Here is a 12,279-nt window from a genome sequence, read left to right as displayed (position 1 = left end):
TCGAAAAAACAGGAAAATATCGACGTGTCATCAACAAACGTCGATATCATAATCCATCCCTCGCACCATAAAACAGAACTACTCAGCCACTAACCTAATCTTCGCTGCTCTCCATGCGGTAAACAGCGCCAGCAATGGTGCGATAGCAAATAACAAGAATAACCAGTATGCGGCAGAAGCTGTCCCCGTTACACCACCCGGTTCATTAAATCCTGAAAGGTTCACCACCATCCCCGCCAATGCGGCTCCAAAGGCAGTAGCGAAGAGCTGCACGGTTGTAATTGAAGCACCAGCAATTCACGGCGCTGCGCTTATCGCATAACTGGCAACATTAAGTCCGATTAAACTGCGCTGCTACTTTCTCTGCTGCCTTCTCCGTTAAACATAAAAAACAGTGCGCCAGTCAGTAATATCAATCCACCAGATACCATTAAAAGAGATTGAATACTAATATAGTCAGCAATGGGGCCAAACAGCACCATACCTAATGGCAGAGAGCAGGACAGAGCAATCTGAACTAAACTAAATACCCTGCCCATCATTTCAGGTTCGACTCTTTCCTGAAAAACCGCGGTTATCGGTGCGTTAAAACAAGGTGTTACCACACCTAAAAAGACATTGAGTACTAGATAAAGTGGGAACCAATAGGCATTACCAAGAGCGATCATAAATATGCCAAAAAAGGCGCAAGCTATCGCCGTTATACGCATTTTATTTTTATATTCACTCCAGAAAGAAATCAGCAATCCACCTAAAACCGCGCCAGCACTGAATGTCATTTCATTAATAGCTAAACGCCACGGCTCTTCCCCAAATGTCCGATTAACTAATAAAGGTGTCAGAAATGCAGCCGGACTAATCAGAAAGCAGACACAAATCAGAAAAATCAAAAGATTTCTGATTAGTTTATTCTCTTGCAGATAACGGAAACCCGCTAAGATTGCCTGAAATTTATTATCCGGCATGGAATCAGAGACAACTTTGGGAATAGGAATAAATGCAACAATACTAATGCCGATAATGGCCGTCGTTACGTCCACTAAAAAAATATTTTCCATTGAAGTCTGAGAATACAAAAAGCCACTGATAGCTGGAGATGCCAGCATCATCAGGGAAGTCAAAGAAGCATTAATACCATTAACCCGCAGTAATTTCTCTTTCGGCACGAGCTGCGGAATAATAGCACTAACTGCCGGCATCTGGATGCCCGTCCCGAACGAGCGGACAATCAGTGCGACAAATAACAACTCAATGCTCTTAAATCCGAGCATAAAAGAGATTGCTAAACCAAGAGTGACTAATGCAATTAACGCATCAGAGGCAATACTGAGCAGCTTACGGTTATAAGTATCCGCCCAAACACCTGCAAATAAAGAGATCAATACCTGTGGAAGAAATGCACAGAGTACCGAAATAGCCAGCATTTCTCCCGATGAAGTATTTAAGGTGATATACCAGACGATAGAGAACTGGACAATGGAAGAACCTAGCAAAGAAATTGTTTGAGCTGATAAAAATAAAGCCGTTTTGCGTTTCCAACCTGGAAGTAATGCACTCATTTTAACTACGCCCCTTAAAATCTAAGAGGCGTAGTGCCTGAAAATAATTATTCAAACACAAACTCCTCTAGTTCTCTTATTGTCGGTGCACCAGCAGCACCAGAACGGTTGACGACAATAGCAGCAACCCGATTGCCAAGCTCAACAGCATCTCTCAGCGACATTCCCTGCGATAACCCCGCCAGCATGCCACCACTATGAGCGTCACCAGCACCGATGGTATCCACCACTTTCACTTTATAAGCAGCAACATATTCTGGCTCACGATCAGGTAGACATATCCATGTACCCTGTGAACCTAACCGGCAGATAATAGTGATTTTTCTTTCGCTGGAATAACGGCTAGCTTGGACGACAGAATCACCTTCTCCGCACAATATAGCAACTTCATCACGGTTCAGTGTCAGAATGGTCCGGTCAGCAGGTAATGCATCAAGGAAAGTGGGAGCTATCTCTGGTAAACGAGGGCCAAAATCCAGCAATAACGTCTGCCCGGATGGTGAAGCCAGTAACCAGTCACATAAAATCGCCGTTGATTTACTCGCCATGACATAACCACTGGAGTAGATATACCCCCTTTCCGGCAAAGCAATAGAAGAGAGCATTGCCGTACTCCAATCAACTTCACAACCACTCACGGAGACAAAACTTCTTTCACCGTCCGGTTCAACCATTGCCAAGCACCAACCATTATCAAGATAGGAATGGGTCAATGTGACCTCAAGCCCAAGGTCCTGCATCTCTTTAGTTATCTGCTCCCCCCAGCATCCGTTACCAACCGGGATACCATTAATCACAGGGATTTGCAGGCGAACCAAGGCCCGAGCAACATTGAAACCAGAACCACCAATCTGCCGAGCAATTTCTTTAGCTTCCTGATCTGCTCCACGACGGGGAAGCCTCGGCAAACTAAGAACAATATCTCCCGCCGCCGCACCAATTACAGTAATCGGTAGTAAACCCGCCATCAGGCTCTCCTCTTACTAGCTTAAATATCAGCCATAGTCACATCAAATTGGAAAAGAAATAGATAAATAGTTCATCAGCAATTATTACCGAATCCATATTATCATGCGCAAAAATCACCTTAATCCAAGATAATGACATTGCTCTACTTTTTATGATCAAGAACGGTAAATAAAATAGCCCTATTGGAATAAACAGTCAGTCGATTTTATTATATTTTTATTGATGTGCGATCAGTGTAAGATAAATTTTTATAACTTCCTGTTCTTGACAAATAAATTAAGATTATCATACTAAATAAAAGTTTAAACAATTCATCATAAATATGAAATTTATTTAATTGTTTTGAGTAATTATTACTTAATTATTTATAAACCCTGCAAATTAATTTTACCGGAAATCCTATTTTGAAAACACACATTATTATTCAATCCGCAAAACAACGACCTGATTTTAAAAGTGCCGCCGATGATATTTTCTACAAAAATTGGCCTTTGTTCATGCAGAATTCTGCAATAGAGAATCAATGGAATAAATTATTTGAGCCAGATTTCAGCCATTTTCAGAAATTTGCTATTTTGCAGCAAGGGGAAGAGCAGAAATTAATTGGCGCTGCTAATTCGGTACCTTTCCCTTGGGAAGGCGATTCATTGGAGCAACTGCCGGATAATGGTTGGGATGAAGTTTTTCGCAGAGGTATGCTTGCTCGTGGAAAAACAGTAACAAAAATGTTGTCAGCACTGTCAGTAACAGTATCTCCTGAATTTCGCGGCAAGAATTTACCGGCATTGCTTATTAATAGCTTAAAGCAAACGGCTATTGAGGAGGGGATGAAAGCGTTAGTTGTTCCTGTGAGACCAACGTTGAAGAAAAACTATCCATTGCAGGATTTTGTACAATACTGTAGATGGAAAAATGACAACAATGAACCTTTTGATCCTTGGATTCGGACACATTGGCGCCTAGGAGCGAAGATTATTCAACCGGCTATGCACTCAATGTATATAAATGCCACGCTTGATAAATGGCAGGAATGGACAGGAATGAAATTTCTGCAAAGTGGGCAGTATATTATTCCTGGTGGTTTAGTGCCGCTAGTGGTGGATGTACAACAACAAATGGCTTATTACATTGAACCCAACCTATGGATGTTTCACAACTTGCATGCGTGATTTAGCATTATTAAGACAATCTCTGTTGATTTAAGATAAAAATAAACTTTTCACCTTAATCACAGCGGGGAATATAGGCACTCTTGATATTGCATATTTTTGGCTGATTTAACTTATTAACCTCTCAGCATGAGTATAAATAGTCGCTTTACCGGGTTTACAAAAACCAACCAAGGTCAAATGACATCGGTCAGCGATTTCTACCGCCAATGAAGTTGCGGCTGAAACAGCCAATAAAATTTCAACGCCACAGATGGCTGACTTTTGTACCATCTCATAACTGGCACGGCTGGATACCAGAACAGCGCCTTGCTGCCAGCCTGTTTTTGCCTTCATGCCTAGCATCTTGTCCAGTGCAACGTGACGACCTACATCTTCACATCCTCCCAATAATTTACCTTCTGGATTGATCCAACTTGCAGCATGGGTGCAACCAGTCAATGCACCAACATCTTGGACGCTAGTCAGTTGAGAGAGAGCATGGTCAAGGTGGTTTAATGAAAAAGTTTGAGTGAAAGGCAACGGGGAAATAGGGCGAAAAATATCAGAAAGTTGTTCTGCTCCACAGATGCCACAACCTGTTCGTCCCGCTAGATTACGTCTGCGCTCTTTAAAACCCGCAAAACGGCGGCTAGAAAGTTCTATTTGCAACTCAATGCCGCCGTTACAATTAGGGATAATATCAATGCCACGAATCTCGTGTTGAGATTCAATGATGCCTTCGGAAAGTGAAAACCCAATAGCAAAATATTCGAGATCTTTCGGACTTGCCATCATTACGACATGCGAAATACCGTTGTAAACTAAAGCAACAGGAACTTCTTCTGCGACCCAATCAGCTTTTAATATGTCAGAATGGTGTTTTTGTTGCACATTCGTTCGTGTTACCCCCTCAATCACACCAAATGGTAACAACTTCCCTGATTTTACGTTATACATTAGATGAGTTCCTAATAGTGTTACGACACAATAATTGTGTGGAAAAAAGAGTCTATACTATTTGTCAGGCAATAAATCTGATCCCGCTACGGAAAGTGGTTTTAATAAGAAAGAACACATTTGAAATTTTTCCCATGATGGAATGGATACCGTTTTAAGACAATGTATTTTAAGACAATGTGAGCGAGGAGATTCCCATGCAAGTCAGCAGAAGGCAGTTCTTTAAGATCTGCGCTGGCGGTATGGCAGGTACAACGGTAGCAGCGTTGGGCTTTGCGCCAACCACAGCCCTTGCACAAACACGTAACTATAAACTGTTGCGTGCACGTGAAACCCGGAATACCTGTACATACTGCTCTGTCGGTTGTGGGCTGTTGATGTACAGCCTTGGCGATGGTGCAAAAAATGCGAAAGCAACTATTTTCCATATTGAAGGTGATCCTGATCATCCGGTAAACCGCGGTGCACTTTGTCCTAAAGGGGCGGGCTTGGTTGATTTTATTCATAGCGAAAGCCGCCTGAAATATCCAGAATATCGCGCAGCAGGTTCTGACAAATGGCAACGTATTACTTGGGATGAGGCATTTGATCGCATTGCTAAGTTAATGAAAGCAGACCGTGATGCTAATTTCATTAAAACCAATCAAGAAGGTGTGACAGTCAATCGCTGGCTGACGACCGGCATGCTGTGTGCATCTGCTTCCAGTAACGAAACAGGGTATCTGTCGCAAAAATTTAGTCGCGCTCTCGGCATGCTCGCCGTAGACAACCAAGCACGTGTCTGACACGGACCAACGGTAGCAAGTCTTGCTCCAACATTTGGTCGCGGTGCGATGACCAACCACTGGGTTGATATTAAGAACGCGAATCTGATCGTCGTTATGGGTGGTAACGCTGCCGAAGCACATCCGGTGGGATTCCGTTGGGCAATGGAAGCCAAAATCCATAATAACGCTAAGTTAATCGTGATTGATCCGCGTTTTACCCGTACAGCATCTGTGGCGGATTTCTATACTCCAATCCGTTCTGGTACTGATATTGCTTTCTTGTCAGGTGTCATTTTATACCTACTGACCAACGATAAGATTAATCACGAATATGTCGAGGCGTATACCAACGCCAGTCTGATCGTGCGTGAAGATTACTCGTTCGATGATGGTTTGTTCAGTGGTTACGATGCAGAAAAACGTCAATACGATAAAACCAGTTGGAACTATGCACTGGATGAAAACGGCTTTGCTCAACGTGATATCACACTTAAGCACCCACGTTGTGTATGGAATCTGCTAAAAGAGCACGTTAGTCGTTACACGCCAGATGTCGTCAGTAATATTTGCGGTACGCCAAAAGAGGACTTCCTGAAAGTCTGTGAATATATTGCAGAAACTTGTGTTAAGGATAAGACCGCTTCTTTTCTGTACGCGCTGGGTTGGACTCAACACTCAGTGGGTGCACAGAACATCCGAACTATGGCAATGATCCAGCTACTGTTGGGCAATATGGGGATGGCAGGTGGCGGTGTTAATGCATTGCGTGGTCACTCGAATATTCAGGGATTGACTGATTTGGGGCTGTTGTCGCAAAGCTTGCCGGGATACCTGACACTCCCCTCAGAGAAACAGGCTGATTTGCAAACTTACCTCCAGGCAAATACGCCAAAACCAATGCGGCCGGGTCAAGTTAACTATTGGGGTAACTACCCAAAATTCTTTATCAGTCTGATGAAGAGTTTCTACGGAGAGAATGCCCGTAAAGATAACGACTGGGGTTTTGACTGGCTGCCGAAATGGGACAAAGGTTATGATGTTCTGCAATTTTTTGACATGATGTCGAAAGGTGAAGTGAATGGCTATATTTGTCAGGGCTTTAACCCGGTAGCTTCTTTCCCGCATAAAAATAAAGTCGTTGATGCCCTGTCGAAACTGAAATTCCTGATCACTATCGATCCGCTTAATACTGAAACTTCAACTTTCTGGCAGAACCACGGTGAATTTAATGAAGTCGATTCATCCAAAATTCAGACAGAAGTTTTCCGCCTGCCATGCTGCTGTTTTGCAGAGGAAAATGGCTCAATTGTTAACTCTGGTCGCTGGTTGCAATGGCACTGGAAAGGGGCGGATGCGCCGGGAGAAGCCATCGGTGATGGCGAGATCCTTTCCGGAATCTTCAAACGCCTGCGGGATATGTATCGTGCTGAAGGTGGTGCATCACCAGAGCCGGTGCTGAGCATGACTTGGGATTACTTCAACCCGGACAGCCCCACATCAGAAGAGGTGGCTCAAGAGAGTAATGGCCGGGCACTGGTTGATCTGATTGATGCTGATGGCAACGTCATCGTGAAACAAGGTCAGCAATTAACCTCTTTTGCGCAGCTACGTGATGATGGCACTACCGCCAGTGGTTGTTGGATCTTTGCTGGAAGCTGGACGCCGGAAGGTAACCAAATGGCCCGTCGTGATAACGCTGATCCGTCAGGATTGGGTAATACGCTAGGTTGGGCATGGGCATGGCCGTTAAACCGTCGTATTTTGTACAATCGCGCCTCGGCTGATCCGCAGGGTAAACCGTGGGACCCGAAACGTCAGTTACTAACGTGGGATGGTATTAAGTGGGGTGGTGTCGATACTGCTGATTACAGCGTGGCTGCACCGGAAACGGATGTTGGTCCATTTATCATGCAACCGGAAGGTGTGGCGCGTCTGTTTGCTATTGATAAGATGGCTGAAGGACCGTTCCCTGAACACTATGAACCTTTTGAAACACCATTGGGGACCAATCCATTGCATCCGAATGTGGTATCCAATCCGGCAGCCCGAGTGTTCAAAAGCGACTTTGAAGCAATGGGTAAGCCAGATAAATTCCCTTATGTGGGAACGACTTACCGCTTGACAGAACATTTCCACTATTGGACAAAACATGCATTGTTGAACTCGATTATCCAACCTGAACAGTTTGTGGAAATCGGTGAAAAACTGGCGGAAAAGAAAGGCATCAAACACGGTGATACTGTCAAGGTTAGCTCTAATCGTGGTTACATCAAAGCGAAAGCGGTTGTCACCAAACGTATTCGTACCCTGAATGTACACGGTCGTGAAGTCGATACTATCGGTATTCCCATTCATTGGGGCTTTGAAGGGGCTGCGAAGAAAGGCTTTATTGCCAATACGTTGACACCATTTGTTGGTGATGCGAACACACAAACGCCTGAGTTCAAAGCGTTCCTGGTTAATATAGAAAAGGTGTAAGGGAGAAATCATGTCATTGCAAACTCAAGACATCATTCGTCGCTCTGCCACAAATTCTTTTACTCCTGCACCACGGGTGCGGGATGACCAAGAGGGCGTTGCAAAACTGATTGATGTGACAACATGTATCGGTTGTAAAGCTTGTCAGGTGGCCTGTTCTGAGTGGAACGATATCCGTGACGAGATCGGTCATAACGTTGGTGTTTATGATAACCCGGCGGACTTAACCGCTAAATCATGGACCGTGATGCGCTTCTCAGAAGTTGAAGAGAACGGCAAACTGGAATGGCTGATTCGTAAAGATGGTTGTATGCACTGCGCTGATCCTGGTTGCTTGAAAGCTTGTCCAGCCGAAGGGGCGATTATCCAGTATGCAAATGGGATTGTTGATTTTCAGTCTGAACACTGTATCGGCTGTGGCTACTGTATCGCGGGTTGCCCGTTCAATGTGCCACGGATCAACAAAGAAGATAACCGGGTATATAAGTGCACTCTGTGTGTTGACCGCGTTAACGTCGGTCAGGAACCTGCCTGTGTGAAAACCTGTCCGACCGGTGCAATCCATTTTGGCAGTAAAAAAGCCATGAAAGATTTGGCGGCTGAACGGGTAAGTGAGTTGAAAGGCCGAGGTTATGAGAACGCGGGCCTGTACGATCCTGATGGGGTTGGTGGGACTCATGTGATGTATGTGCTACACCATGCTAACAAACCACAGCTATATCATGGCTTACCAGACAATCCCACTATCAGCCCGACCGTCACCTTCTGGAAAGGTATCTGGAAACCGCTGGCCGCAGTGGGATTTGCAGCCACATTCGCTGCCAGCCTCTTCCATTATGTGGGAATTGGACCAAACCGGGTAACGGAAGAAGACGAGGAAAATGCGCGTCGTGATACGGAATCATCACAAAAATCAGCTAATGGGGAGGAACAGCGATGAAAAGCAGGAAAGATATTATTATCCGTCACTCACCTGTTGAGCGAATAAACCATTGGGCGGTAGTGCTCTGTTTTTTCTTTACCGCCATTAGTGGATTAGGATTCTTTTTCCCCTCTTTTAACTGGCTGATGAATATCTTCGGTACACCTCAATTGTCACGGATTTTGCATCCATTTGTTGGCTCAGTGATGTTTGTTTTATTTATCTTTATGTTCTTCAGATATTTTAAACATAACTTTATCGACAAAGATGACATTATATGGCTAAAAAATATCCGTAAGATTGTAAAAAATGAGGAAGCGGGTGATATTGGTCAGTATAACTTAGGTCAAAAAGGGGTTTACTGGTCTATTACTATTTTCCTGATATTACTCGCTGTCAGTGGTGTTATTATTTGGCGCCCCTATTTTGCTGATCTCTTCTCTATTCCAATAATTCGAATTGCGCTTCTAATCCATTCAATGTCAGCTATTGGTTTCATCTTGACGATTATGGTTCACGCTTATGCGGCATTCTGGGTGAAAGGCACTATTCGAGCAATGGTTGAAGGTTGGGTAACCCGTGGATGGGCGAAGAAACATCACCCACGTTGGTATCGTGAAATAATGAAACAGGAGCAACAAGAAGAGAAACGTTAATACGTTTCGAATATAATCATCGAAGCAGGATAGGTATATCCTGCTTATTACTCATTTGAGAATAATCTGTAGTTCCTACAATCTATTTTATCCGTAGTTTGATAAATGAATACGGTGAATATGATTGATCTATAACTTTAGTCTCTTGAACGACAAGTCCAGCTTGGTTAACCAGATATTCGAATTCAGCAAAACTACGTTCTTTCCCTAAAAATAACACATCCATTAATATATCGAAAGATCTAGAAAATTCTGGCTCTTTCACCATATTTATCAATAATAGAGATGAATTTTTATCCATTGCTTTGCGGAAATTCTCCAAAATAAGTATTGAGTCACTATCGGACCAATTATGGAGAACATTTTTTAAAATATACAAATCATAACCCGATGGAATTGAATTTAGAAAATTTCCATTGATAAAATCTATATTGTCAGAAACGGGAAGTTTATTATATCTATCCAATACAGCATAATGTTTTCCTTTTACCTTTTCACTGATTCTTACTAAAAGCTCCCCTTCGCCCCCTCCAACATCTAATATTCTATTGTGCTGATTAAAATCATAAATACCAAGTAACTTCTCAACGATTAAATTTGAGATCCTTGTCATTAAAGCATCAAAATTTGATTTGAGAAACTTGTTACCATCCAAATATTCAAAGAATGGCTTGCCATGTGCCATTTCAAATGCCGATCTGCCATCATCTTCAAATAGGGATTTTCCATACATTAACCAAGCATTACTGTAATGTGAGCAAATTTCAAGCTTTATCATGAATGACTCAAAACTTTCAGGATCGGCAAAAACATGACACTCATCAGAAAGCCTGAATTTATTATCGTTACTAACCAATACTCCCATTTCAACTAAGAAATCACATAATCGACTAAACCGAGCATAATTAACACCAGATTTATGGGAAAGCTCGCTTATATCGACATAAACTCCATCTTTAAAGTGAGTAGATAATCCGGTATCAACAAAAGCATGAATTGCAGCTGATCTTCTATTTGATGCAATCAGTTCAGTTAGCATTGAGCCATCCTTTATATCTGTATACCCGTCATCTTTCAAGTTGCCTCTTTGTTGGCTGCACTCGCTCACCCCGCTCACATCGTTATCTATGCTCCCGGGGATTCGTTCCCTTGCCGTCTCGATGCATCTTGAAATCCATAGGGTATATATTATGAAAAAATTAAGTATTTTATCCAAAATCCAAGAAATAGCATGATGATAGATTGGATATCGCAACAACCTATTTAAAACAAAATGTAATTATTAACTTTGTTACCTTTTTATGTAAAGATACAATTCACTTTGCTTCCACATTGTTAAAAGTAGGCCACCAGATTATATTAAATTTGATAAAAAGAAAGGACAAAGATCACAATTAGCTTTTCTCAGAATTCTTGATAATTAAATATAAAAAAATAACGCAGTATATATATTACTACTTACATTCATTTATAGAAGAAATAAATAATTATAAAACCTGAAAAACTATAAGGTATTTTTTAAACGTACTATTTCAACAACAGAAAAAAAACATCAATGAGTTCCTCTTCAAAGATCATCAATGAAAGGTAGTCATATCCTACCCATTGTTAATTAACTGCCTATTCCAATATAGCTATTGGGACAGGCTCTAAGTTTAATTCAATAACATAAAATAGAAATATGGCATCAGATATTTTGATGCCATACTTGTTATACCTATTTTCAGAGAAACAATATCCATATAACTATTTTTGTGGAGTTCCATAATTATCTGTAATTTATTTTACACCTAGCTCTATAATTGAATATTTTTCATTTATATCTTTGATATCTTTAACGACAAATCCTGCTTGGTGAGCCAAATATTCTAATTCATTCAAATAACGCTCTTTTCCTAATAATAGTACATCCATTAATATATCCGTAGAGTAAATTATTTCTAATTTTAATTTTTTCACCGTACCTATCAACAAAACAGTTGCATTATCATCCATAGCTTTTCGGCAATTCTCTAAAATGAGTATTGCATTACTATCAGACCAATTATGGATAACATTCTTTAAAATATATAAATCATAACCAGATGGAACTGATTTAAAAAAATCTCCGTTTATAAATTCAATATCTTCTAAAACAGGGGTTTCATTATATCTGTCCAATACAGCGTAATGTTTTCCTTTTATTTTTTCATTTATTCTTATCAAAAGATTTCCTTCTCCTCCGCCAACATCTAATATTCTGTTATGTTGACTAAAATCATAAATATCAAGTATTTTCTCTATTATTTTGTCCGAGTTTTTTGACATAAAAGAATCAAAATTTGATCTGAACAATTCATGATTATCCAAATATTCAAAGAAGGGTTTTCCATGTGCTATTTCAAATGCCGTTTTGCTATTATTCTCATATAAGGATTTTGAATACATTGACCAAGCATTCCAGTATTCTGGGCTAACTTCGCATCTTATCATCAATGATTCCATACTTTCAGGATCGGCAAGTGCACTGCATTCCTCAGAAAGTGCAACGCCCTCATTGCGGTTAACCAATACCCCTATTTTGACTAAATATTCACATAACCGGCTAAAGCGAGAATGATCAAGGCCATATTGAGAGGAAAGTTCGCTGATATTTACGCAGGCCCCATCTTTAAAGTGAACAGATAAACCCATATCAACAAAAGCATAAATTGCGGTTGATTTTCTACATGATGTAATAAGATCGATTAGCATAGCGTTATCCTTTATACCCGTTATCTTTCAAGTTGCCTCTTTGTTGGCTGCATTCTCTCACCCCGGTCACATCGTTATCTATGCTCC

9 protein-coding genes and 1 pseudogene are annotated in these 12,279 nt (G+C 41.4%); 4 read left to right on the top strand and 6 right to left on the bottom strand.

The features are described from left to right. Positions 1-78: 78 nt before the first annotated feature. From SLS51_RS02490 to SLS51_RS02480, 3 genes and pseudogenes are all read right to left on the bottom strand, one after another. Positions 79-297 (bottom strand): annotated as a pseudogene (locus tag SLS51_RS02490) (MFS transporter); the annotation flags it as partial. A 44-nt stretch (positions 298-341) separates the two neighbouring features. Then, a complete protein-coding gene (locus SLS51_RS02485) occupies positions 342-1,559 on the bottom strand; it encodes an MFS transporter (RefSeq protein WP_323835189.1) in 1,218 nt (405 codons plus the stop codon). A 47-nt stretch (positions 1,560-1,606) separates the two neighbouring features. Continuing rightward, positions 1,607-2,527 carry a carbohydrate kinase family protein gene (locus tag SLS51_RS02480; RefSeq protein WP_323835187.1) on the bottom strand — a complete coding sequence of 307 codons (921 nt, stop codon included), beginning with the start codon at positions 2,525-2,527 and terminating at the stop codon, positions 1,607-1,609. A gap of 405 nt (positions 2,528-2,932) precedes the next feature. Here SLS51_RS02480 and SLS51_RS02475 point away from each other — a divergent pair, with 405 nt between their 5' ends. Further along, positions 2,933-3,697: a transferase gene (locus tag SLS51_RS02475; RefSeq protein WP_323835185.1), complete on the top strand. Its 765-nt coding sequence runs from the start codon at positions 2,933-2,935 to the stop codon at positions 3,695-3,697. A gap of 108 nt (positions 3,698-3,805) precedes the next feature. On the opposite strand, the gene fdhD is transcribed toward SLS51_RS02475, so the two are convergent. Then, complete coding sequence (gene fdhD, locus SLS51_RS02470; protein WP_323835183.1) at positions 3,806-4,636, bottom strand: formate dehydrogenase accessory sulfurtransferase FdhD; 831 nt, start codon at positions 4,634-4,636, stop codon at positions 3,806-3,808. A gap of 197 nt (positions 4,637-4,833) precedes the next feature. Here fdhD and fdnG point away from each other — a divergent pair, with 197 nt between their 5' ends. The 3 genes from fdnG to fdoI are packed head-to-tail and all read left to right on the top strand — an operon-like array spanning position 4,834 to position 9,459. Then, positions 4,834-7,881 (top strand): formate dehydrogenase-N subunit alpha, encoded by a 3,048-nt coding sequence (gene fdnG / locus SLS51_RS02465; protein WP_323835181.1) that lies wholly within the window; start codon positions 4,834-4,836, stop codon positions 7,879-7,881. Positions 7,882-7,891: 10 nt separating this feature from the next. Further along, entirely contained in the window at positions 7,892-8,821 is a 930-nt protein-coding gene (gene fdxH / locus SLS51_RS02460) for a formate dehydrogenase subunit beta (RefSeq protein WP_323835179.1), read from the top strand. Beyond that, positions 8,818-9,459 (top strand): formate dehydrogenase cytochrome b556 subunit, encoded by a 642-nt coding sequence (fdoI, locus tag SLS51_RS02455; protein ID WP_323835177.1) that lies wholly within the window; start codon positions 8,818-8,820, stop codon positions 9,457-9,459. Before fdxH ends, fdoI begins: the two co-directional genes overlap by 4 nt. 82 nt (positions 9,460-9,541) lie before the next feature. Here the strand turns inward: fdoI and SLS51_RS02450 are convergent, their stop codons facing one another. Both SLS51_RS02450 and SLS51_RS02445 read right to left on the bottom strand, forming a co-directional pair. After that, the gene (locus SLS51_RS02450; protein WP_323835175.1) at positions 9,542-10,537 is read right to left on the bottom strand and encodes a methyltransferase; all 996 of its coding nucleotides are present in this window, start codon (positions 10,535-10,537) and stop codon (positions 9,542-9,544) included. 701 nt (positions 10,538-11,238) lie between these two features. Beyond that, positions 11,239-12,192 (bottom strand): methyltransferase, encoded by a 954-nt coding sequence (locus tag SLS51_RS02445; protein WP_323835173.1) that lies wholly within the window; start codon positions 12,190-12,192, stop codon positions 11,239-11,241. Between the last annotated feature and the right edge of the window lie 87 nt (positions 12,193-12,279).

The organism is Photorhabdus africana (assembly GCF_035181445.1).
GTDB lineage: Bacteria > Pseudomonadota > Gammaproteobacteria > Enterobacterales > Enterobacteriaceae > Photorhabdus > Photorhabdus laumondii.
Note: the sequence above shows the minus strand (reverse complement) of the source record. Positions and strands in the feature narration are given on the sequence as shown.